The sequence below is a fragment of the Geomonas diazotrophica genome (assembly GCF_019063885.1).
Classification (GTDB): Bacteria; Desulfobacterota; Desulfuromonadia; order Geobacterales; family Geobacteraceae; genus Geomonas; species Geomonas diazotrophica.
The window spans coordinates 4,325,884-4,349,346 of the sequence record NZ_CP077684.1 but is presented as its reverse complement, the minus strand read 5'-3'; the positions used below and the strand labels follow the sequence as shown (position 1 = coordinate 4,349,346).

Sequence of the window (23,463 nt, the reverse complement as noted above, 5' to 3'; positions counted from 1 at the left end):
CTAGATAATGACCTGGTGCAGGTCGCGGCGCTGATAGCGCCACCAGAAGGCGCCGGCGCGGACGAACCAGTCGATCAGAAACACGCTCCAGACGGCGTAAAGCGACAGCTTGAGCGGCACTGCGGCCAAGTAGGAGAGGAGCACCCGGATGCCCCACATCGAGGCCAGGGTGACCAGAAAGACGTAATGGGTGTCGCCGGTGCCGCGCAGGCTCCCGGCATAGACGAAGGAGATGGCGAGCGGCACCTGGGCGAAGGCGACCAGCCGCAGGAAGACGCTCCCTTTCTCGATGACGTCCGGGTCGTGGGTGAAGAGCGCGATCAGCTGGTGCGGCAGGAAGAAAAAGAGGAGAGCCATGCAGGCCATTACCAGGACGGCGAGTCGCAGCGCCTCGGTGTGGCTCATGTGGGCTCGCTTGAGCTTGCGGGCACCGATGGATTGCCCCATCAAGGTGGCTGCCGCTATCCCCATGCCGGCGCCGGGCATGAAGGACAGGGACTCTATGGAGAGGCCGATCTGGTGCGCCGCGTAGGCGGCGGTGCCGAAGCCTATGATGAACTTGGAGTAGAAGAGCTGTCCCGACTGCTGGGCAATCCGCTCCAGCGCAACCGGGTAGCCGATTGCCAGGACTTTTTTGAGAAGCACGAGGTCCGGGCGCCCGATCTTCAGGTACCCCTTCCGGAAGGCCTGAACCAAGAGGTAGCAAAAGCCGGCGGCCTCAGATAGGTTGATGGCGTAAGCGGCCCCAAGCACGCCGTAGCGCGGGAACCCCAGGTGTCCGTAGATCAGGGGGTAAGCTATGGCGACGTGCAGGACGTTCACCAAGAGGATCCCCTCCATCGGCGTGCGCGTGTTGCCGGTCCCCTGCATGATGGCGGACAGGATGTTGAGACCGGCGGTGAAGCCGAAATAGAGGAAGACCAGGCGGATGTAGTCCGAGGCGTAGGCGAGCACGTCGGGGCTCGCACCCAGAAAGACCGCGATATCCCGTCCGAAGCCGATGCCGAGCAGGGTGGCGGCGACGGCGAGGAGCGCGCAGAAGAGGAGCGAGGCGAAGGCGGTCCTGCGGGCTTCAGGACGCCGGCCTGCGCCCCAGAGATGGGCGATGACCACGTTGGCGCCGGTGGAGAAGCCCCAGAAAACCGTCATGGTGACGAAGATGAGGAGTTGGCCGAGGCCGGTGGCGGCGATGGCCGCGGCCCCGAGACCGCCCACCATGAAGATGTCCACGATGGAGACCAGGCGCTGGAACAGCGAGGAAAGGAGCACCGGCATCGACAGCGCCGCAACATTGCGACGGATCGAGACCCGCTTGGTGGTTTTGTTGGGGGAGAGACGTTTCAAGATGTCGAAAACCTTAAAATAAACAGGGATGCAGGGGGCAGGGGGATGCTACACCCCGCCTTATCCCCTGCATCCCCTTTATCCCTGTTAGTCCTACAGATCCTTTAAAATCTCTTCCTGGCTGCGCACGAAATTCTTGGCCCGTCCCGACGGCGCGATGATGCCGTAGGCCAGGGCCTCGTTCAGTTCCGCTTCGGTGGCGCCTGCCTCCTTCGCGACCGCGAAGTGCTTCTTGAGTCAGTCCGGGCAGCCAACCGCCACGGCGCAGGCGACGCGGATCAGTTCCCGGTACTTGACCTCGAGAACTTCCTCATACTCGAAATCCAGGATCTTCTTGCGGATCTTCATGGTGCACCTCCATGCGGGGGGGGTATTGACGGACCCGTACATAACTAGCACAAACGCGGGCCTCTGAAAACCTTAACCTGCGGCGGGAGGTTGGGAGGGACGCCCGGCCGGGCGCCGCGCCTACTCCGTGAGAGGGTCTCCGGCGGGGTGGGGGGAGCCGGTCAGCTTCCGGACCATGATGGTCATGCCGCGCACCTTTGACTCGAATTCCCCGTAGGCGCGCGCGATTTCGCCTTCGGCGCTCGCCACCAGGGCGTTCAGCTTTCTCTCGGCCGCCTCGAGTTCCCTGCGGTACTGGTCGAGCTGTTCGTCGACGTCCATCAGCATGTTTTCCAGCTTCCAGCGCCGGTTGGCCGGTGTCAGGGAGTAATCGTTGAGGATGGCGGTGATGTCATCCTCGGTGTTGCGCAAAAGCGCCTCCACTTCCCTTCTTTTCTTGATCGCCTGCCGCGTCTGCTCCAACGATATGATCTTGCCCATGCCGGTTTCTACTCCAAATGTTGCGGTTGCTCTACCAAACCCTCCACATCATATTTGATTTGCTGCAATCGTGTAAATACCCAACATCGAGAGGAAAATCTCATCATGTCCGGTCACTGCCGGCAGAGGCGACAGGAAAGCCGAGCCGATTCCGCCGTGCGACGCAGCGGTGTTGTTTGAAAGTGAATAAGATCCTGATACTTTTCCACCTGTGTTGTTGGCCGTTAGTGCGGGAAAGTAAATGAAAAACTGCGATTTGAACCAGGCCCAGGCAAACTGCGAACCTGCCGTAGGAAAGGCCGTTTACAGGGGAAGGGGCGGAGGCCGTCAGGCATCCGCCCTTTGTTTTGTCGCAAAGCGACAGAGGGACTACGGTTATCACCACTCAGACAAGGTGCGTCAATTGAATACCGATAGGAGCAAACTGCGCTTTAAATACACGTTATGGAGTGACCTTATCCGCTGTCTCTGAAGAAATTTCTTCGGCAGCAGCTTGATCCTTCCGATAGATATTTCGTACCTTCCGTTCACACTGCTACCTGCCGGCACAAAATGGGAACTGCAAAATCTTCCATAAAAGGAGCGGCGGAACGGGCTTGACTGAGGAGGGGCTAATAACTCTTTTCTTGCGGAACGATGTGGGTTATATTCCGTTATTCGATAATCTAGATGTTTGTGGCACGGTTGCCTTTTGTTCCGGTGGACTTCAGGCTGGGAATGAGCAATCAAATCAGGAGTGACAGAGAGTCGGGCATGGCATCCTCACCGCTGCTGGTCAAATTGATCCGCGATCTCAACGTTTCGCTGCGCAGCATGGGCGCTTACCCGCGGGGACACCAGGTAATAGACACGTCTCTTGCCAGGGCACTGGACAGCTACGCCGCCTTCCTTGACGAGCGGGACGAGGTGGCCTTGGGGGTGGCCGGTTCGGCCCTCGTACTGGGGGACCAACCGGTTGACAAGTCCAACCCGGTCATGCGGGATTTCGCACGCGTGCTGCACGAGCGGGGCATCGGGACGCTGGTTCTCAACCGAGGGCTCACCAAAGAGGAACTGAGCCGTTTCATCGTCATCCTGGGCAGCAAGCGCGAGAAGATCTACGGTGCCGGAGGGATTCGGGCCGTCTGGGAAAAGTCTGGCATCATGTCCCTTGGCATCAGGGAGATTCGCTACGATCTCATCAGCGCGACCGAAGGGCCGCTGCTCCAGCCAAGGGGGGGGGATGGCGGTTCCGGCGACCTATGGGAGCGCTTCGCCCTGGCGCTTAAGAGTGGGTTCATGGTCGTACCCGACGGGGGGGTGCTTGATCCTGAACTCGTGGCCGAGGCCCTCAACCAGCAGCTCAAACAGGACAGCACTTCTGCGCTGGGGGATTTCGTACCCATTTTGCTGGAGGCGTTCGCCCGCGGGGGGACGGCCCCGCCCCAGGTCAGGGAACTGACCACCCGCAGGTTCGCCGGCTTCGTCAGCAAGTTGAACCCTGCCATGCGGCGGCAGTTCCTGGAGGCGGCCTGGGCGTCCCAGGCGATTGCCACAGCCGATCTGGAGTCGATTGTCCGGCAATTGCCTGCCGATGTTGTGCTCGAGACGCTGCAGGAAATCGGCGCGCAGCAGGAGAGCATCCCCGCATTCATCCTGCAACTGCTGCGGCAGTTCAGCAGCGTCCCAACCAACTCCGAAGCCCCCCAGCAGGACTCCCCGGTGGAGATGGATATGCCGGCAAGGATTCGGAGCATCCTCAAGGAGCACTCAAGCGAAGAGTACATTCCCGCGAGTTACCAGCAAAAGCTGCACATGATGATGGAGCCGGACCGGGTTCCCCTCATAGGGAGCGAAGTGGTGCAGGACCTGCTGGAAACCATCGACCAGGCCTGCATGGAGAAAAGGACCGGCGATATCCTGCTGCGCTTTTTGAAATCAGGAGAGGGTGAGGGGGAGGAGCTCGCCGGCTACGCGCGCAACCTCTACGATATCGGGATCTATTTCCTGCGTACCGGAGATTACCGGGAGTTCCTCAAGATTCTGCGCGAGGTGGTCGGGGGAGGGGTGTCCACGCAGGTGCGCGATGAGGTCATGGCGCTTTTTGCCAGCGAGGAATTCATCGGCGAAGTGCTGGACGGTCTGGATACCTGGGGCAAGCCGAGATTCGACGAGATCGCCGAGGTGATCGCGACGGTCGGCGCACCTTTCACCGAAGAACTGTTGGAGCGGCTGGCCCAAAGCGAGAGCATGTCGCTGCGACGCTTCATGATGGACCGGTTGGTCGACATCGGTTCCCCGGCCGCTCCGGCCATCATCAAACGGCTTTCAGACCCCCGCTGGTACCTCCTGCGCAACCTGGTCCAGCTGATCCGGCGCCTCGGCCTGTCCGAAACCATGGACTGGCTGCGCGTCCTGGCCCGCCATCGTGACCGGCGGGTCTCGCAGGAGGCCTTCAGGGCGTTGCTGGAATTCGGGGATGCCGGGGCGGAATTGAAGCTGGTGCGGGACCTGGAGAGCAATAACCGGCAGACGCAACTCGCCGCTCTCGAGGTCGCCGGGATGGCGGGATCCGCCAGGGTGCTTGCGACGCTGCACGCAATGCTGGCCAGGGTAGGGCTCTCCGCTAAGGAGTTGCAGGTGAAGAGCCTGGTCGTGCAGGCGCTGGGGGAGATCGGAAATCCCGCCTCGCTCCCCTTGCTGGAAAAGCTGCTCGCCTCCGTGAGCCTGCTGCACCCGACCCAGATGGCCAAGCTGAAACTCGATGCGGTGACAACGCTGCGGCGCTATCCTGCGGAAGCGTCCCTTCCGCTTCTGAAAAAACTGGCCTCGAAGAAGGGGGCGGTTGGGGGGCAGGCCGCGTTGATGCTGCGCGGCAGCCAAGGCGGCACACCATGAACGACCAGAACCTGGCCGCCAGGAACATCATTCGGCTCCTTCAGTCGGCAAGCGCCAACGCGGCGCTTTACGAAAGCGGGCACCTGCAGGTCGTCAGGCTGGGCAACCAGTTGTTCGAGGAGCTAAGCGCCGCGCTCGAAGCCTGCGGGGAGCTCTCCGTCATCGTGGTTGAAAACGAGCTCATCATAAACGGCAGGCCGCAGGAGCACAGCCTGTTCTTTAACCGCTTCGCCACCATGCTCAAGGCACGCGGGATCGAGCACCTGAAGTTTTTGCGGGGAATCACCCGCGAGGAGGTGAAAAGCCTCGTTTACCTGCTGAGTGCCGCCGTGGGGCAGGGCGAAGAGATCGCGTCGAGCGATCATCTGCGCTTTGGCTGCCTCAAGCTCCCCATGGGGGGGGACCCCTCCGGAAGCGAAAGGGGAGATCGGGCTGCCGCGGAAGTGCTCAAGGAACTCAGTCAGCAGGAACTGGACCGGTTCACCGAGATGTACCGGACGGTCCAGCGCCGTCAGCAGCTCAAGATCTCAGGGATCGCGGAGGTGGTCACCGGGTTCGTCGAGCTGTTCCGCCAGGAAGGCATGCCCTTGCTCGTCCTTGCGGCCCTGAGGGACAGCGACGAGTACACCTTCACCCATTCCGCCAACGTTTGCATCCTGAACCTCGCACAGGCGATGGCGCTCGGCATCGAGGGGCCGCAGCTGAGGGATATCGGGGTGGCCGCCATGCTGCACGATATCGGCAAGCTGTTTGTCCCTGAGGAGGTCCTCAACAAGAAGGGGAAGCTGACCGACGAGGAGTTCGAGCTGATCAAGCAGCACCCGGTCCGGGGGGCGCGCTACCTGATGGATATCCCCGGGGTGCCGCGCATGGCCGCCATTGCTGCCTACGAGCACCACGCGAAGTTCAACCTCAGCGGCTACCCGGAGCTCTCCGCATCCTGGCGGCTCAACCTCTGCAGCCACCTGACGATGGTCTCCGACTTTTTCGATGCGACCCGGACCCGCAGGTCATACCGCGAACCGCTCGAGCTCGATCAGATCACGACCATGATGCTCGACATGTCGGGAACCGAACTGCACCCGGCACTGACGCGGAATTTCTTCCAGATAATTGCGGACCTCAAAAGCCCGGTTGGGGGTAGGCCGAGCCCGTAACACATCTCCTGAAGAACGAAAAAAGCCCTGCATTGCAGGGCTTTTTGGCATTTTTCGTCACGGGGAAAAGTGGGCAGCTAGAACGGTAACCATTACTAAAAAGTGTAAACTGTGCGAGAGAGTGACTAAAAAACGGTGTGTTACGCTAATTTTGGTCTCTGAAAAAACTGGAAAACGTAAACTTATAGCCATTTTTGGGGCCTTTAGCGGCCAAACTTTACAAAACGCAGCTAAACGACGTGAAGGTACCATCAACCGGCAGTCACTGGCAAGGCTGAAGCTGATAGGGTGGTTGCAATTGACAAGAACATGTCATTTGGGATCAGTTGGACTGGAACCGCTTTCTTGAAGCCGTGCTAGCTGCAGAGATGGTTGACAGTGTAAGTAAAGTAGTAAAAAATGGGTTGTGGTTGAATCCCAACTGCCACGGGAAAGTTGTGATAGTCGATCCTTCTCTCCTCACGACCTTGACTCCCGTCGAAAACTTAACAAACATGTCGACTGGTTCATATTCATACGGTGTGACCGACACCATGGAATGGATGCACTCAAACACCGAGTTCGCCGGCTCCTCGTATGTATCTGCTCATGTGGAGATGATGGGTTTTATCGGTGTAGAGAACACTCCGTGGTCGGGGCCTTGGTCGCGGTGATTGTGCTTTGGAAGCGGCTTAGAAATAATTTCGACTTAGAGGTAGTAGGGTCCGTTGAAGTCGATTCGCGTAATATGGGTGATGCAATTGAAGCAGTAACACAAATTGTTCTGAAGCTTAGCGATAGCTCTTACGTTGTTGACTGCCGGGTCAACAATATGTATCCGATGGTACCTGAGAGCATGGAAGTAAACAAAATGCTGAGCTTAGAACTCTCAACCACTGCGGGATCTCCAAAAGCAAGCAGCGTGATGAAAATAGACATTGTAAATCCTATTCCGCCAAGAAAACCAACGCTGATGATATGCTTCCAGCCAACGTGATTTGGCAACTTCGTCAGTCCTACTTTAACTGAGAGGTAGCTAAACAAAAGTATTCCAAGGGGTTTACCTGCCAGTAAGCCTGCAAAAATGCCCAGACTATTGGGAGTTGCAAGTCCTTCTGCCCAATTTCCAGCCAACGTGATGCCTGTATTGGCTAGAGCGAAAATTGGCATAATGAAAAAGGCAACGGGCTTGTGCAAAAAGTGCTGTAGCCTATACGACGGCGAATTGTTTCGGATTTTTCTGAATGGAATAGCAAAGGCTAGCAAGACCCCGGCAATGGTGGCGTGGACACCAGAGTTGAGCATAAAAAACCACATTATGCCACCGAGAATGAGATAAACAGAAAGGCGATTCATGTTGCAGCGGTTTAGAAGCAGCAGTAAACCAAATATCGCTAAGGCGGAGGCAAAATACATTGGTGAAAAGTCTGTCACGTAAAAAAGGGCAATGACTACAATAGCGCCTAAATCATCGATAATGGCCAGAGCTGTAAGAAAAATCTTAAGCGAAGTAGGCACCTTGTTTCCCACCAAGGACAAGATCCCGAGTGCGAAGGCGATATCCGTCGCCATGGGGATGCCAGCGCCGTGTACTGTTGCTGTCTCTCGGTTGAGGAGGAAGTGAAACAGTGCCGGTGTCGCCATGCCACCAATGGCTGCGGCAATCGGCAGCAAAGCGTTCTGTCGGTTAGATAGTTCGCCCACATAGAGTTCCCTCTCGATTTCCAACCCGATCAGCAAGAAAAAAATAGCCATGAGTCCGTCATTGATCCAGTATTGCAGGCTGTGCCCAAGAACTTCATAATGCCACATACCAATATACATGGAGCGACTAGATGAGTTTGCCAATATTATGGAAAAAACGGTGCAGGCAATTAGCAAAAAACCTGAGGCTTTTTCGCTCTCGAAAAAGTCAAAGAAAAGATTCCTAACTTTTTTGTAATTTTTTCTTATAATCCTTGCTACCATTTCCGTTCCACCATGAAATATATCATCGTAGGGTTATTGCCGCCTCTGTCTTACAACTATGACTTACTCAGTAGACATGTTGAGTACAAGCATATATTCGAGATGACTTCCAAACCTGTTTGCGATCAAAAGATACTGCAGGATCCTGTATGATAAATTATGCATTTGCCTGTGGCCTAACCTTTAGTCCGAATTGGTTAAAAAGAGCGAACTCCATGCCAGAGCAGGATCGTCGGCAAGGCACTTGTGCCAGACGTTAACGCTCTCCGGCGCACCGTAGATGTTGGTGCTGTTGGTAAGGGTTCCCCCGAAATGGTACCCCCCCTTGGCAAAGGTAATGTTAATTCCGGGGGCGTAGGCGCGCACGGCTGACCACAGCAGCCTGGCGCCGCAAGCCGCGGAAAGTTCCCCGATGCGCTGCAGCAACAGCAGGGCGAGTCCCTTCCCCCGGTGCTCGGGCAGTACGACGAAATGAGCCAGTTCTGCCGTGCCAGTCGCTGGATCAAAGATAGCCCCGCATGCAGCGACCAGGATGCCTTCGATCCACAGCCCGAGGAGGAGGTCGCCCCGCCCCAGGACGTTGTCGAGGAAGATCGGATCGTCCACTGCTGCGGACTTGGCAACACCGACCGTGCGGTACAGCGAAACCACCTCGCCGATCTCGGGAGGTTCCACTGACCTGAGAGCCCCACCTTCCGGCAACGGCACCGGACCCGCCAGAGACTGCATCTCGGTGGCTGCCAGGATTCTCATCAAAAGCAGCGGCATCCGCTCAGGGGCCGGGGCATCACCGAAATGGCGGGCGAGAAAACAGGCGGTCTCCCCTTCTCCGTAGAAATGCGGGATGGTTGCCTCCAGCCGGTACCCCGCACCGACGAAGTGCCGGATGTGGGCTGCGGGGACCCTAGCCGTAACCTTGGTGTACCCGCGTGAAATGGCCAAAAGCTCCAAATGATGGATAACGTTCGGGGCGTCCTCCGGATCCAGCAGGGCCAGTGTGGCCCTACGCGCAGCCTGATCATGCTGCACCAGCGAATTGCCAAAGATTTCTACCTGCTCAGCCATCGTTCCTCCCGTTGCGGCGTCTCTTCAGCCGTCACAGCACTGTGACTCGTTCTCACAGTGCGCCTCAAGGATGCCCACCATAGAATTGAGCAGTCCTAGTATTTCCGACTGCTGGTTGAGGTAATAGGTCGCCGCCGAGTGGTCGTTCTTGCCGACGTGCACACCGAAAACGTCGCTGCGAGCAAGCCGGAACACCTCCTCGTCGGTCTCGTCGTCACCGAAATAGATCGCCCTGGAGCACCCCAACTCCTCCATAGCAGCCGCCAACGCCTCCCCCTTGCCGAAGGCCTCCGCAGGAACAACGTTGACAACGTATTTCCCGCCGATGGTTCGTGGCGGTGGCTCAAGGTCGCCGATGGCCGCATTGATCATCACCAACGCGCGCTGTGGGTCCTCGCACTTGCGGTAATGCAGGCTTAGCGATTCCCCCTTGAACTCGATCTCTATCCCCGGTTCGTAGAAAAGCGCCGTGTGCAGCTGGTCCCGCCACTTGAGGCAAAGCTGGACCAGCTCCCACCGTCGCCCGCAGCTCCGTCCCGGCCATTCCGCACCATGGTTCCCGATTACGAGGTGCGGCTGGAATCCGAGGATGCCGATGGCATCCTGGCGCGACCTCCCGGTGATTATGGCCACCTTGGCCAGCCCCATCAGGCGCTGCAGGACGCTGCGTACCGATTTGGCGACCTTGGCCTCGCCGTAATCGATGACGATGGGGGCGAGGGTGCCGTCCAAGTCGAAGGCGAAAAGTGTATCCGGCGCCACGTGGTGCGTGAAAGATGCGAGTTCTTCAAACTGAAAGAGGTAACTGGGCATTACTGGTTTCTCCTGATACGGGCCGAGAGCTTCTCGCGTTGGCGCACCCGGGCGGCATCGAGTAGCATCCGCCCGGCCCAGCGGTACACGTTGAAATCGCGCACCAGGGCGCGCATGCTGCGCATCCTCTCACGCTGCTCGAACTGTGGCATGATGAGTGCCCGGAAGATGGCCTCGGCCGTCTGTTCGATGTGATAGGGATTTACGATAAGTGCCTCGTGCATCTCGTGGGCGGCGCCGGTGAACTGGCTCAAAACCAGAACGCCCTGCTCGTCGTCCCTCGCGGCCACGAACTCTTTGGCCACGAGGTTCATGCCGTCATGGAGGCTCGTCACCACGCATACGTCTGCGCCTCGGTAGTAGCGGTTCACCACCTCGGGCTCGTGGTGCTCGGCCTTCAGAATGATGGGTTGCCACCCCTCACGGGAAAAGCGCTGGTTCACCCGCTGGGCCAGCGCATGCACCTGGGCATCGAAGGCCTGGTAGTCGTCCAGGGCGGAGCGGGAGGGCGCGGCGATCTGGATGAAGGTGAAGCGTCCTGACATTTCCGGGTGCTGTTCTATGGCCTTCTCCACCGCCCTGAACCGCTCCAGGATCCCCTTGGTGTAGTCTAGGCGGTCCACGCCGATCCCCACCAGATGCTCCGGCCCGACCCCGAGTTCTCTCCTTAGCTCCTCCCGGCACTGAGCCACCGGGGGCTGTCGGTCCTGCCACGGTGGTGGCCACTGAATCGAGATGGGATAACTCTCCACCATGGTGAGGCTTCCACCCCGGCTGATGGTGGAGGACTCATGCTCGATCCGGGTCTCCAAATAGCGGTCCACCGTCTCCAGGAAGTTCTTGCGGTGGAACGGGGTGTGGAAGCCGAGGATGGTCGAACCCAGCATCCCCTCCAGAAGCTCCTCGCGCCAGGGACAGATCCCGAAGGATTCCGGGTTGGGCCAGGGGATGTGCCAGAAGGTGATCACGGTCGCCTTGGGGAGCGCCCTGCGGATCATGCTTGGCAGCAGTGCGAAATGGTAATCCTGCACCAGCACCACCGGATCCTCGCTGTCGGCCTCCCGGACCACGGCGTCGGCGAAACGCTGATTCACCTCCCGGTACTGCTGCCAATCGCTGGAACGGAAGATCGGGCGGACGTGGGCTATGTGGCACAGGGGCCAGAGCCCCTCGTTGGCGAAGCCATAGTAATAGCCGCTCTCCTCCTCCTTGCTGAGCCATATGCGCCTGAGGGTGTATTCCGGGGTGTCCGGAGGGACGGCGACCCGGTCATGGCGGTCGGTGACCAGCCGGTCAGCGCTGCCGCTGCCGTGGGCGATCCAGGTCCCTGAGCAGGCGCGCATCACCGGCTCGACGGCCGTGACCAGACCGCTAGCCGGGCGGTGCACCTCGATGCCGTCCCCTTTCCTGATGTGGATGTAGGGTTCCCGGTTGGACACCACGATGATGCGTTCGCCAGTCAACTGCTTGTGCAGCAGGTTGCGCAGCGCATCCGGGCTCCAGGTGATGGTGGCGTCGTCGGCCAGACGCCGCTCGCTGTCCAGTGCACGCAGCAGGGCCCGCAGGTCCCCGACCAGGGGCTGCAGTTCGGGGTCGACCGCAGGCTGTGAAAACGGCTTGACGATCCCCTCCCCCCGGAGCATGGCCCGAACCCCTTCCAGCCAGCCGCGCCAGCTAAGGTGGGCGACGAATACGGTGATGGCGGAAACTACCACACCCAGCAGAGCAAAGAAGGCGATGATGTAGTTGCGGGTGTCTTCGCTGCGGCGCTCGACGAAACTCATGTCATGCACCAGGATTAGGGAGCCGGCGCCGGCCGACGGGACCCCGACCGGGTGCACGGCCACATGCACCGCCCCTTGGCGAAGGTGGAGCACCCGGCCCTTTTCCGCACCCGCGGCCTGAGGCACTGGGCAGACGAGTGTCTCAGGGAAGGCGGGGGTCTTGTAAAGGAGCTTGCCGCGGCGATCGCAATACCCCAGCGCCAGAAGCCGCTCGTCCTGCACGGCCCTGTTCAGAAGCAACCTGATCCTCGCTCCATTGTCCTGCTGCAGCAGTTCCACCAGCTGATCGTGCAGGGTATTGGTGATCAGGCGCGACCGTATGTCCATGTCGCGCATGAACCAGTGCATGGTGAGCCGGTCCACCAAGGGGACCGCCGCGATGGCCAATAGCCCTAGGGCCACCGCAAGCGGCACGATGAACCTCAGGGAGAGCCTGAGCGACTTGAGGGACGAACTCGATACCACCTTCTTCATGGGAGCCTCCCTGCGGCCTGGCCCACTACGCCGCCTGAGCCGATCCCGCGTTGAAATAGGGGAGCATGAGATCCTCCATGCTGTATAGCCCGGCGCCCCTTTCGTGCAGGTGCTTCGCCGCGAAGAGCACGCCGTTGCCGAAGGCTTCGCGGGTGATAGACTCGTGCTTCAGACGCACCGTCTGGTAGGGGAAGCCGAAGAGGATCTCGTGCACCCCGATGATACCGCCGGCACGAACCGTCTTGATGACGTCCTCTTCGAGCCCCAGGGACGAGGCGATCTTTTTGGCCGTTCCTGAGACCTCGGGCTTCGCCTTGAAATGTTCTTCAACGATCTCGATGTCCGTGTACGGAGCGATGTTCTTAAGGATTCTGGCCGCTATGATGAGGAAGTTGATGCCGACGGTGATGTTGGGGGACCACAGCACACGGGTTTTTTGCGCCAGGTATTTCAGGTACGCCACCGTCTGCGCCGAATACGAGGAGATCGCGCTCACCACGGCCACTTTGCGGTCACGGGCCGCCTCACCGTAGTAACGCACACCCTGCTCGGAGGAAAAATCGATAATCACATCCACGGGGAACCGTTCCAGCAGTTCCGCTCCTGCGAATTCATCTGCGGAATAGATGTATCCCGGCTCTTCCGATTCGATCCCCAGAAACTCTGGGACTGACCTGTGTTCGAGGTTGTGTGATCTGCGCACCACCCACTGCAAGTTGGTCTCCTTACTCTGCAGCAGCACCGACGCTACCGCCTTGCCTGTCTTGCCGAATCCTATAAGTCCTACTTTCAATGATCACCTCACTTGTCGTTGCGCATGACGCGCAGCGTCACCGCGCCCAGCCTGCCGGGCGATCTGGTAATGGTCACGGCCTGTGCCGGTATGGCGAGCTGTTCGGCAAGATAGCGTTCGAGGGAGCTGAGCTTACTGCCACTCCCCTTCGGCCCGGCAACAACGAAACGGAAGGCCGATGGTCCTTCGGGGAGACGACGCACCACCTCCAGCTCATTTTTGCTTTCGCTTGCCAGGGAGCCGTCCCCCGCGAAAACCATAGGTGGGAGCATCGGGGCAACCCCGATGGCAAGCCGTACCGGGACCCCCAGTGCCTGCTGCAACTGCCGGCTCAAAAGCAGGAGCTCGTCATCGCTTAGCACGTAATCCCTTGCCAGCGTGGCGCTCACCAGCAGGGGTTCCTGGTCGCCGGAGAAACTCACCGTGGTCCCCGAGACCGCGAAAGGTGCGAGGGCTCCGGCAAGCTCCCGCTCGATGCGTGCCACGAGTGACCTCGTCTTCGCTGCGAGTTCGGCGGGGCTCTCCTTCACCGCTTGCACCCGGCTTCCCCCCACTTTTGCGGGTTGCTCCCTGAGCTGGCTTTCCGAGGCCACGATCACCTGCTCAAGCTCCAACCGCACCGGGCGCCGCAGCCCCTGAGTCAGCTCCTTTTCGATTTCCTTTTGTGCCGGCTTGGGAAGAAAGCGCACCGTGTTTACTGATGCCATCACCAGCAGATCCTTCCCCTCCTGCCGGAACCGGTATCCGGTCAGGCGCGAGGCGAGTTCCCGGTCAAGCCGACTTCTAAGCACCCGTTCGATGCGCTTCTCGTTTTTAATCCTCGTTACATCGCTGCCCAGCGTGTAGATGAGCGGCACGGATATGAGGGTCAAAACCGTGGTGATGACGGCCAGCCTGGTGCGGTGCGAGTACTGCGGTGTTTCGACGTGGCTGGTCCTAAAGCCCAGAATGAAAAAGACGATGTCAGAGCTCAGGATGATGGCCACGAAGTTGGTGAAGAAGAGCAGGAATCCGCCAAGAGCCAGCATCGGCTGCCAGGTTCCCAGTCCGTAGCCGGTCACGCTTAGGGGGGGGATGACGGCGGTCGCGACCGCCACACCGGTCGACGTGATCAGGTAGTTGCGCTTTGTGCACAGGGCTACCGCACCGGCGCCCCCCGACAGGGCTGCAATGAACAGGTCCAGGATGTTGGGTCTCACCCGGGACAGGATCTCCACGGTCGGTTCCTTCAGGGGAGACAACAACGTTATGAGGGCGCTTACAGCCACGGTGAGCGCGATGCTCGTACCTAGTGTCCGGAAGGTGCGCCGGACGAGCGCGAGGTCGCCTATGGTGAAGGAAAGACTCGCGGAGATGATCGGCCCCATTAGTGGAGAGATCAGCATCGCCCCGATCACTACCGCGACGCTGTTGAGCAGGAGTCCCAGTAGTGCGATGACCCCGGCCAGGATCAGCATGACGTAGTAGACCCAGGAGCCGTCCACCGAGGCGACCACTTCTTTGATCACCTCGCGGTGCTGCACCATATCCGCCTTCATAGCCAGATAGGCCTTCATCATGCCGCGGTGGAATGCTGTGCCGATTCCTGCCATTGCTGTCCGTCCTAAAACGCGGTGTCCCATCTTTTCGAGAGGCGGATTGCCGCGTTGATCAGCCCGACCATGCTGTAGGTCTGCACGAAATTGCCCCACTGCTCCCCGGTCGCGACATCGACGTGCTCGGCCATCAGGCCGTGCCGGTTGTGGTGCGCCAGAAGGTTCTCAAAGAGCCGGCGCGCCTCCTCGGTGCGCCCGAGGGCGACCAGGGCGTAGATGTACCAGTAAGTGCAGACGATGAACGCGTTTTGGGGAGCGCCGAAATCGTCCTCCTCGACGTAGCGGAAGATGTAGTCCCCGCGGCGCAACTCGCGCTCGATGGCCGCGACCGTCGCGGCGAAGCGCGGGTCATCCGCTGCGAGAAAACCTACGTCGTGCATGAGAAGGAGGCTCGCATCCAGCGTTTCCCCCTCGAAGGCCGCCGTGAAGCTCTTTTTCTCCTCGTTCCAGCCCCGCCGGCACACCGTCTCGTGGATGCGCTGCGCCTGGGCCTCCCAGTATGCTGCCCGCTCCCTGAGTCCCAGGCGTTCCGCGATCTTCGCTAGCCGGTCGCAGGCGGCCCAGCACATGATGCTCGAGAAGGTGTGGACTCTGCGGCTTCCCCTGAGTTCCCACAGCCCGGCGTCGGGCTGGTCGTGTACCTGGATCGCCATCTCGCCCAGCGGCTCGAGGCGCTGGAAAAGCGGGACGTCGCCGCGCTGCATGAGGCGATGATCGAAGAATACGTGGGTGACCGCGAGCACGGCCGAGCCGTAGACGTCGTGCTGGACCTGCAGGCAGGCTTGGTTTCCCACACGGACCGGTCCCATGCCGCGGTAACCCGGTAACGAGGGCATCTCCTTCTCTTCCAGGTTGCCGTTACCGTCGATGCCGTAGACAGGTTGTAGATAGCCGCCATCGCTGCCCGCGACCACGTTGACCAGGTAGCGCAGGTAGCGCTCCATGGTCTTGGTCGCACCGAGGCGGTTCAGTGCATTCACCACGAAGTAGGCGTCGCGCAGCCAGCAGTAGCGGTAGTCCCAGTTCCTGCCCGAGTCCGGCGCCTCCGGGATGGATGTGGTGAGGGCCGCGGCGATGGCGCCGGTGTCCTCGAAGGCGTTCAGCTTTAGCGTGATGGCCGCCCTGATCACCTCGTCCTGCCACTCGAACGGGATCCCGAGGTCCCGCACCCATTCCTGCCAGTAGGCGAGGGTCTCAGCTTTGAAGCGGCGCGCGAGCTCCGAGACGCTCTCCTGCACCGTCTCGTCCGGGCCGAACACAAGGTTCACTTCGTCGTCGAGCACAACGGGGAGTTCCTGCAGGATGGCGGTCACGGAGGCGTCGGTGGAGAGGCGCAGCACCATGTATGGTGAGACGTAGCGGATATGATGGCTTCCATAAGTGTATTCGCCGCGCTCCGCGCCGTAGTTGCGGGCGGGACGCACCCTGATGACGATCCTCGGCGTGCCGTGCAGCCGGCGCACCTGCCGGACCAGCATGATGGGGGTATAAATCCTGCCGTACTGCCGGAAACGCGGGGCGAAGTCGGTGACCTCCACCACGCCACCCCGGGAATCGGTCATTTGGGTGACGAGGACCGCGGAGTTTGCGAGATAATTCTGCTCGCTCGCCACCTGATCCACGAGTTCGATGCTGCAGTAGCCGAGCCCCTCGCTCAGTTCGTGTTCCTGAAGCAGTGAGCAGAAGACCGGGTCTCCGTCGAAGCGTGGCAGGCAGTACCAAACGATCTCCGCCTGGGTGTCGATGAGCGCGCCGACCTGGCAGTTGCCTATCAGCGCGAGGTCAAGAGAATGCTTCATGGGGAGCCTCCTCCATCGTTTTCGGGGGGGATGTCAGCTGTGCAGTGGCTGCGGCATCAGGTGCTCCGCCCCCAGTATCTTTACCATATGCTGCATCCCCTCGATGACGCAGCCGAATTCTTCCTCATCAAGCGCGGATAGCCCGTTTACCAGCATGATCTGGGCAACCTCCGGAGCCTTGGCGACGAGCCCCCTGCCCGTGTCTGTCAGCTCAAGGTCGACCGCGCGGCGGTCCTGTGTCGAGCGGGTCCGGGTCACCAGCCCCTTTGCTTCTAGACGGTCCAGTATCCCTACCACGGTAGCCGGGCGCAGGTACATCTGCCGGGCCAGTTCGGAAACACGCAAAGGAGCCTGTTTGTCGAGGATCTTCAGGGCCCACAGCTGCGGCCCGGTAAGCTCGGTCTCTCTTTCGGCGCTGCGTGAATACTCACCCACTGCCTGGAAGATCCTCCTTAGGTTGTCAATAACTTGCGAAATCTGCTCACTGCGTCCCATGATGCACTCCAAAGATATGACACTAATGTTAGCGTGGCGAATAATTAGCTTTGCAAATTATACTGATGTTTCTAAGACTAGTCAAGGTTGATCGGATGACTCCCACAGCATCACAGCAAAGCATTAGTCATGTACTGGCGAGCCTGCTCATTCAGCACATGATCCATATTTTTTGTTTTCAGGCGGGAAGTTATGTACGAGGTCTGGGTGCTGGTGGCGCTCCGGGTGGGCGATGAGGCTGGTCAAAACTTTCTACTTCGACGGGTCAGGCAATTCCGAATGGACCACTGGTGCCGAGGGCGCACCGTGCTGTTCCGGGATACTGCAGCATGTGTCCTTGCTATTCTGTGAAAGGGGCGGGCATTGCCATGATCGAGGCATAGATGCGGGTGGACGAACTGTTGGATGCGGTCCTGGCTACCGCACGGCCTTTGCTAGCATTGAGAGCCCCCCCTCTGGATTAGCTCCTCATCCGTTCCCGAGACCGCCAGCAATTTAGCTGTCGGAATATCGCGACCGGCATTTACGTATTCCCGCTGTCGCGGATTTTTTTGGGGAAGCTGCCCAAGGGACGACCTTAATCTCCCACAATACCGCTTCTACCGATAGTGGCGATCAATGGTTCCAATGATCATTTCGGAACGGAACGACCTGGCAGGTTGATTTCCGATGAAAGAAGAAGTTTGGGGGGGAGCTCCTGAGCGCCCAGGATTTCGACGAGCCGTTCGAGATCTACCGACATACGGAGTAGCTGCTCGTGCTCAAGAGTCTCAAGCCCCCTGACGAGCAGCCCCTGAGCCACTTCCGGAGCGTTGACGATGAGAGTTTTCCCCTGCTCAGTCAGCTCTATCTTCACGACACGTCTGTCCTCCCGTGAGCGCATGCGAGATACTAGGCCCCGTCCTTCGAGCCGGTCTACAACCCCCACAACAGTGGCAGGATGAAGGTACATCCGCCGCGCCAGTTCGGAGACCTTCAAGGGACCGCTCTCCGCTACCACCTTTATCGCCCACAGTTGTGGTCCGGTCAGTCCCGTCTCCCGTTCCGCCTTCTTTGAGTACTCGTTGACTGCCTGAAATACGCGGCGGATGTTATCGATGATGTCGGCTACGACGATGGCCTTTTCGCGCCCTTTCATAAGTTCCTCTGGTCTGGAAGTTTCCCCTTGTATATCACAGGAGGTTGTACGTAGAAAGCGATTTCCAATAACGGGTTAATCTATATTGAAAACGCCACAATTCCATAACCGGTAGTTGTTGTACTGCCGCGCATTTAACCGCCTGTTTGCTTGAAAAAGCACCTGAAAACAAGTTGTTACGAAGCGACAGCTAGAGCTAAAACTTTTTTGTTGCCAAATTATAAAATTACGTTATATTCGTACCAATTGCTATACCAAAAATTTGAGTACAAACGATCTGACATGAGAAGAAGACTGCTTTTGACATTATCGATTGCTGCCCCAGTGTTCTTCCTCATCATTTTGGGGATGAGGAATCCTGCGCTGGAGCATAACCATGGCCCCAAGCAGCGGCCACGTGCGGTAGTTGAAAAGGTTTCGAAGGCACCCGACGTAAAATCGTGCAACCAGCAGTGGGAACTGGAACTCTCTCTGCCAGTCGTTGTCGTTGCTTCCCCTGTCGAAATTAAAGACCTCGTTACCCTTCACCCCGTCAGCTCCGCTGCCGTTATCCCCGTTTCACTCCGCTCAAGAGCTCCCCCGTCACTCGCCTCCGCATTGTCCTAGCACCGCGTTACTACCACTCCAGAACGGAGTACCACAGCCCATAAGCTTCCGGAAAGGTGCGTCACCTCATCCTCCCTTTGGTCAAAGGCCATTCTGGACGGTGAGCCGGGGATGTGGCTTCGCTCGCCGGTTGTCTCCGTGCCCCGATACGGACAGCTGCGCACTTTAGCGGTGGTGGGGCAGGGCCTTCTTTCAATTTCCAACCTACGACCAGGACCCGCCATACGACATTTCGATTGGACGGTGTCTCTAATGAGAGGTCGCCATGCGAGAAACAGATACAAACTATACTATCCGTAACGTCAAAAAGGCTTTGGAATTGTTGGAGAAACTTGCGGAAAGTTCCGAAAAAATCCAGCTTCAAACGCTGGCTGACGGCATTGGGTATAGCAGAAACAAGACCTTCCGCCTGCTGGCCACCCTGTTGGAAAAGGGCTTGGTGGAACGCGACTCGATAACCGGAGAGTACCAACTTGGCGCAAGGACCATTGCTCTCGGTCGCAAACTTGCCGATAGCTCGAACCTCGCAAGGCACACCAGGGAGGTTCTTCGAGAGCCCTCCGACGGCTCGAACCTTGTAACCTATGCCCATCCGATCATGGAAAAACTCGCCCGCAAACATGAAGAAGCGGTCTATATGACTGTCATTAAGGATAACGAGGTGCTGTTCCTCAACATGGTCGACTGCGACCAGCCGATCAAGACGCAACCATTTATCGGAAGAAAATTCCCGTTTTTTACCAACGCCGCGGGGAAGGTCATGAAGGCGGTTGACTCATGGGATTTACTGGAGCGGATCTGCAGAAGGGACGACGGACGCGAAAGGCAGCTTGACCTGGAAAAACTGGCGAGCGAACTACAGGAAATCAGAGCCACTGGAGTCGCCGTCGACGACGGCGGATTGGGGGATGGCGTCATCAGCGTTGCGGTAGCTGTCCGTGACTACGCAGGGAAGGTGATTGGCGCCATCACCTTGCTTGCCCCCTCCTTCAGAATGCTGGCGGAACGGGTCGAGCACGAGATCATCCCCTCCCTTCAGGAGGGAGCAAGCCTCCTCTCCGCCAGGTTCGGGTACCTTCCTGCATGAAGTAAAAGCATCGATATCAGCTCTCCGGGAAGGAGAATCTTTATCCACCAAGGCTGCACAACCTTTTCAACAGGAGGAATCACCATGGCAGAAAAAAAGTATGATTGGTCGGCAATAGCCAAGAACCCGAAGTTCGTGGAGTTGCATCACAAGAAATCGGCCTTCCTTTTTGGATGGTGGATGTTCTCCTGCGCCTACTATTTCCTGCTGCCTATCGGTGCAGCGTACACCCCGGGAATCTTCAGGGTAAAAGTAATCGGTCCAGTAAACGTAGGGTATGTCTTCGCCCTCTCCCAGTTCTTCGTCTCCTGGGGGATCGCCCTTTACTACTCGCACGTCGCGAACAAGGATTTCGACCGGCTCACGAGGGAACTCATTGACGAGTTGCATAAATAACCACAGGAGGCTTGCCATGACGTTGAAGAAGATCATAATCGCAGCATCTCTGGCCCTCTCCGTAGCCGCGGCCGCTTTTGCGGAGGAGCCGTCCAAGGCTACTACAGCATCGAGTTCCGCCATGACCGCACCTGTTGGCTCAGGTGCTACCGCAACTGCGGCACCCACCACCCAGGCGCCCGCTCTGGCGGCGGCCTCTGCTGCTGCGGCTCCGATCAAGCACAAGGAGCTCAAGGCGAACAAGGCCATCACCATATCCATGTTTGCAGTCATTATCGCCGTGACCATGGCCGTCGTGGTCAAGGCCGCCAGCAAGACTAAGAGCGCGGCCGACTTCTACGCTGCCGGCGGGGGGATCACGGGCACCCAGAACGGCTGGGCCATCGCCGGGGACTACATGTCGGCTGCCTCCTTCCTCGGGATCTCCGGCCTCATATCTCTGTACGGCTATGATGGCTTCATGTATTCGGTGGGCTGGCTAGTCGCCTACATCACCGTCCTTTTGATCGTCGCCGAGCCATGTCGTAACGCTGGGAAATATACACTGGGTGACATTCTTTCCTTCAGAACCTCACCCAAGCCGGTGCGGGCCTTTGCGGCCATCTCCACCGTTTCGGTTTCAACCTTTTATTTGACTGCCCAGATGGTTGGCGCTGGCAAATTAATGGCCCTTCTGGTAGGTATCCCCTATAAGAGCTCCATCATCGGCGTCGGTATTCTTATGGTCGGCTACGTCGTCTTCGGCGGCATGACTGCCACCACCTGGGTACAGATCATCAAGGCCGGGCTTCTGATGACCGGCGCCTTTCTCCTCTCCGTGCTCGTCATGGCTAAGGCTGGCTTCAATCCGATTGGCTTCTTCGACACCATCGTCAGCAATCCGAATATCCAGGACCATGTCTCCAAGATGGTCCTAAAAGACGGAATTATCATGAGCGGCATGGATGCAGGTCAGCGCTTTCTCGAGCCGGGACTCTACCTCAAGAATCCACTCGATCAGATCTCGCTGGGTATGGCGCTCGTGCTCGGAACCGCCGGAATGCCGCATATCCTGATGCGCTTCTTTACCGTTCCGACCGCCCAGGCGGCTAGGAAGTCCGTCATCATAGCCATGTTCATCATCGGCGGCTTCTACATCCTTACCACTCTGCTCGGTTTCGGCTCAGCCATCCATCTCACCCCGCAGGGGATAACTGCCGTCGACAAGGGCGGCAACATGGCGACCCTGATGCTGGCCCAGCAGATGGGCGCGGATATCTCCCCTATTATCGGTGACCTCTTCCTTGCCTTCCTCTGCGCCGTCGCCTTCGCCACCATTCTCGCCGTCGTTTCCGGCCTAGTACTTGCGGCCTCTGCGGCAATCGCCCACGACATATACGTCAACGTGATCAAGGACGGTCATGCCGATCAGCATGAGCAGGTATTCGCGGCCCGCGTCACCTCCTTTGTAGTCGGGGCCTGCGGCATAGTTATCGGCATCGCCGCTGAAAAGCAGAACGTCGCCCACCTGGTGGCGCTGGCCTTTGCCGTGGCGGCTTCTGGTAACCTGCCTGTCGTCGTCCTCTCACTGTTCTGGCGAAAGTTCAATACTGCCGGCGTCATTTCCGGACTCGTTGTCGGTACGGTAGCTTCCATCGCCTTGGTGATGGTGTCCCCAAACATGACCTATCCGAAGGTAGTAGCCGCTGGCGCCAAGAAGGTCGTCGCCGCAATGGAGCAGAAGCAGGCAGCACTGCCTCCGGGCACCACTCTCTCCGAAAACGATGCCAAGGCACTTGCTAAGGCAAGGGAAGACGCCAAACAGGATGGTACCTCAATGGTGGGTCTTGAAAAGCCGCTGTTTACTTTAAAGAATCCTGGCATCATCTCTATCCCGCTGGGCTTTATGGCTGCGATTATCGGCTGCCTCGCCTTCCCGAGTCGGCGCTCCGAGGAAATGTTTGATGAAGTGTACGTCCGCCAGAACACGGGAATCGGCATGGCCAAGGCCATCGACCACTAGGGCAGTCGTCAACTGGCAAGGCAGGCTGGAGAGGGTAAACCTCTCCAGCCTCTTTTCGTTTATAAGCAGTGGGTACACTTCCTAGGAATCGCGACCATTCTCGCCTAATCTCATGTAGCAACGACTCCATCACAAAAAGTGCCCCGTCAACAGCTTCAGCCTCTACCTAGCGTGGTCTCTGCCATGTCCTTTTCCTTAAAAAATCAGGTGTCGCCGTTGGCGGTCCTGACACAAGGACCTTGATGGGCCACATCCCTGCGATCCTCTGCCGATCTGGTTCGGCTTAAGAGGCCTTTCGCTTCAAGCCGATCAACAATTCCCCCACCTGTTACCGCCCGTAGGTACGTGTCGTTAGCAAGTTGAGAACCCCGTATATGCGGGGAGTTGATGAGAATCTGTAGTTCCCAGAGTTACGGGTCGGTTAGGCCGGTCTCTTTTCGGCACTCCGAGCGTATTGGCTAAGGGCCTGGAGATTGTTGATAAACTGCTCAATCTCCTGCTTTTGGGGACGCATATACGCACCTGAAATCCTTGACAAAGTAGTTTGCATGGCTAATAATTCGTGCCGCAAATAACAATGTTGTGGCTAACGTCAAGGCACTCAGTCAAACCGTCAACCAGTACGTCAGAGGGAGGCAGCAATGAAAAGAGAAGTTCTAACATTCGTAGTCTTGGGTTTCATCGCATTCGGGGCCGTTGGCTGCGCTAGGCACGAAATGGTAAAAGTCGAGGCCCCTCTGGCGCAGTCAACAACAGTTGCCAAGCCACCGGAAAAAGCTGAGACGCCGCCGCAGGCCGCCGCACCGTTAAAAACCGAGCCGGCCCCGATACAAGTTGAATCCGTGCAACCCCCTCCGCCGGCCCAACTAGAGCCAATTCCACAGGCTGGCGAATTAAAGGCGTCCCTCCAGAAAATTTACTTTGACTTTGATTCCTCTTTGCTGTCTAAGGAAGCTCGTGACACGCTGGTAAAAAATGCTGACATTATGAAGAACGACCCTGACGTCAAGATCCAGATTGCAGGCCACTGTGACGAGCGAGGCTCAGATGAATATAACCTTGCCTTGGGAGTAAAACGCGCTACAGCCGCCCAAAATTACCTCACAGAACTTGGGATTCCAGTCGATCGCCTTTCTGTAATCAGCTACGGGGAAGAGAGGCCAGTTGATCCAGGTCACAACACAACTGCATGGGCCGTGAACCGTCGTGCTGAGTTCGTCGTACTCGAAAAGTAACAACTGTAGTGGCAGACGGGGTCCTTCC

Annotated in this window: 20 protein-coding genes; 7 read left to right on the top strand and 13 right to left on the bottom strand. The window is 58.4% G+C overall.

Annotated elements, in window-relative coordinates:
* The 3 genes from KP003_RS19255 to KP003_RS19250 all read right to left on the bottom strand — a co-directional run bounded on the left by KP003_RS19255 (position 1) and on the right by KP003_RS19250 (position 2,172).
* Positions 1-1,344 carry an MATE family efflux transporter gene (locus KP003_RS19255; RefSeq protein WP_216500087.1) on the bottom strand — a complete coding sequence of 448 codons (1,344 nt, stop codon included), beginning with the start codon at positions 1,342-1,344 and terminating at the stop codon, positions 1-3.
* 93 nt (positions 1,345-1,437) lie between these two features.
* Positions 1,438-1,692, bottom strand: coding sequence for a GSU3128 family (seleno)protein (locus KP003_RS21540; protein ID WP_268898899.1), 255 nt, complete (start codon positions 1,690-1,692; stop codon positions 1,438-1,440).
* A gap of 120 nt (positions 1,693-1,812) precedes the next feature.
* Positions 1,813-2,172 carry a hypothetical protein gene (locus KP003_RS19250; protein ID WP_216789726.1) on the bottom strand — a complete coding sequence of 120 codons (360 nt, stop codon included), beginning with the start codon at positions 2,170-2,172 and terminating at the stop codon, positions 1,813-1,815.
* Positions 2,173-2,925: 753 nt separating this feature from the next.
* On the opposite strand from KP003_RS19250, the gene KP003_RS19245 reads away from it, so the two are divergent.
* The 3 genes from KP003_RS19245 (at position 2,926) to KP003_RS21735 (ending at position 6,859) form a co-directional block, all read left to right on the top strand.
* Positions 2,926-5,049 (top strand): HEAT repeat domain-containing protein, encoded by a 2,124-nt coding sequence (locus KP003_RS19245; protein WP_217300160.1) that lies wholly within the window; start codon positions 2,926-2,928, stop codon positions 5,047-5,049.
* Entirely contained in the window at positions 5,046-6,206 is a 1,161-nt protein-coding gene (locus KP003_RS19240; protein WP_217300159.1) for an HD-GYP domain-containing protein, read from the top strand. The genes KP003_RS19245 and KP003_RS19240 overlap by 4 nt, the downstream gene beginning before the upstream one ends.
* Positions 6,207-6,574: 368 nt before the next feature.
* Positions 6,575-6,859, top strand: a complete 285-nt coding sequence (locus KP003_RS21735) for a GGGtGRT protein (RefSeq protein ID WP_496198510.1) — start codon at positions 6,575-6,577, stop codon at positions 6,857-6,859.
* Positions 6,860-6,989: 130 nt separating this feature from the next.
* On the opposite strand, the gene nhaA is transcribed toward KP003_RS21735, so the two are convergent.
* The 9 genes from nhaA to KP003_RS19190 form a co-directional block, all read right to left on the bottom strand.
* Entirely contained in the window at positions 6,990-8,153 is a 1,164-nt protein-coding gene (nhaA, locus tag KP003_RS19230) for a Na+/H+ antiporter NhaA (RefSeq protein ID WP_217300158.1), read from the bottom strand.
* Between the two features lie 183 nt (positions 8,154-8,336).
* Positions 8,337-9,218, bottom strand: a complete 882-nt coding sequence (locus KP003_RS19225) for a GNAT family N-acetyltransferase (protein ID WP_217300157.1) — start codon at positions 9,216-9,218, stop codon at positions 8,337-8,339.
* 24 nt (positions 9,219-9,242) lie between these two features.
* Positions 9,243-10,031, bottom strand: coding sequence for a trehalose-phosphatase (gene otsB, locus KP003_RS19220; protein WP_217300156.1), 789 nt, complete (start codon positions 10,029-10,031; stop codon positions 9,243-9,245).
* The gene (locus KP003_RS19215) at positions 10,031-12,289 is read right to left on the bottom strand and encodes an alpha,alpha-trehalose-phosphate synthase (UDP-forming) (protein ID WP_217300155.1); all 2,259 of its coding nucleotides are present in this window, start codon (positions 12,287-12,289) and stop codon (positions 10,031-10,033) included. The genes otsB and KP003_RS19215 overlap by 1 nt, the downstream gene beginning before the upstream one ends.
* A gap of 25 nt (positions 12,290-12,314) precedes the next feature.
* A complete protein-coding gene (locus KP003_RS19210) occupies positions 12,315-13,082 on the bottom strand; it encodes a 4-hydroxy-tetrahydrodipicolinate reductase (RefSeq protein WP_216788877.1) in 768 nt (255 codons plus the stop codon).
* Positions 13,083-13,090: 8 nt separating this feature from the next.
* The gene (locus tag KP003_RS19205) at positions 13,091-14,674 is read right to left on the bottom strand and encodes a TIGR00341 family protein (RefSeq protein ID WP_217300154.1); all 1,584 of its coding nucleotides are present in this window, start codon (positions 14,672-14,674) and stop codon (positions 13,091-13,093) included.
* Between the two features lie 11 nt (positions 14,675-14,685).
* Positions 14,686-16,476, bottom strand: coding sequence for a glycoside hydrolase family 15 protein (locus KP003_RS19200; protein ID WP_216788879.1), 1,791 nt, complete (start codon positions 16,474-16,476; stop codon positions 14,686-14,688).
* A gap of 33 nt (positions 16,477-16,509) precedes the next feature.
* Entirely contained in the window at positions 16,510-16,971 is a 462-nt protein-coding gene (locus KP003_RS19195; RefSeq protein ID WP_216788881.1) for a MarR family winged helix-turn-helix transcriptional regulator, read from the bottom strand.
* A 631-nt stretch (positions 16,972-17,602) separates the two neighbouring features.
* Entirely contained in the window at positions 17,603-18,109 is a 507-nt protein-coding gene (locus KP003_RS19190; RefSeq protein WP_217300153.1) for a MarR family winged helix-turn-helix transcriptional regulator, read from the bottom strand.
* 871 nt (positions 18,110-18,980) lie between these two features.
* Here KP003_RS19190 and KP003_RS19185 point away from each other — a divergent pair.
* The 3 genes from KP003_RS19185 to KP003_RS19175 all read left to right on the top strand — a co-directional run bounded on the left by KP003_RS19185 (position 18,981) and on the right by KP003_RS19175 (position 22,200).
* Positions 18,981-19,802 carry an IclR family transcriptional regulator gene (locus KP003_RS19185; RefSeq protein WP_217300152.1) on the top strand — a complete coding sequence of 274 codons (822 nt, stop codon included), beginning with the start codon at positions 18,981-18,983 and terminating at the stop codon, positions 19,800-19,802.
* An 84-nt stretch (positions 19,803-19,886) separates the two neighbouring features.
* Positions 19,887-20,198, top strand: coding sequence for a DUF485 domain-containing protein (locus KP003_RS19180; protein ID WP_216788885.1), 312 nt, complete (start codon positions 19,887-19,889; stop codon positions 20,196-20,198).
* A gap of 16 nt (positions 20,199-20,214) precedes the next feature.
* A complete protein-coding gene (locus KP003_RS19175) occupies positions 20,215-22,200 on the top strand; it encodes a solute symporter family protein (protein ID WP_437178057.1) in 1,986 nt (661 codons plus the stop codon).
* Between the two features lie 203 nt (positions 22,201-22,403).
* On the opposite strand, the gene KP003_RS21660 is transcribed toward KP003_RS19175, so the two are convergent.
* Positions 22,404-22,574 carry a MarR family transcriptional regulator gene (locus KP003_RS21660; RefSeq protein WP_367620871.1) on the bottom strand — a complete coding sequence of 57 codons (171 nt, stop codon included), beginning with the start codon at positions 22,572-22,574 and terminating at the stop codon, positions 22,404-22,406.
* A 267-nt stretch (positions 22,575-22,841) separates the two neighbouring features.
* On the opposite strand from KP003_RS21660, the gene pal reads away from it, so the two are divergent.
* Complete coding sequence (gene pal / locus KP003_RS19165; RefSeq protein ID WP_217300151.1) at positions 22,842-23,435, top strand: peptidoglycan-associated lipoprotein Pal; 594 nt, start codon at positions 22,842-22,844, stop codon at positions 23,433-23,435.
* Positions 23,436-23,463: the final 28 nt, after the last annotated feature.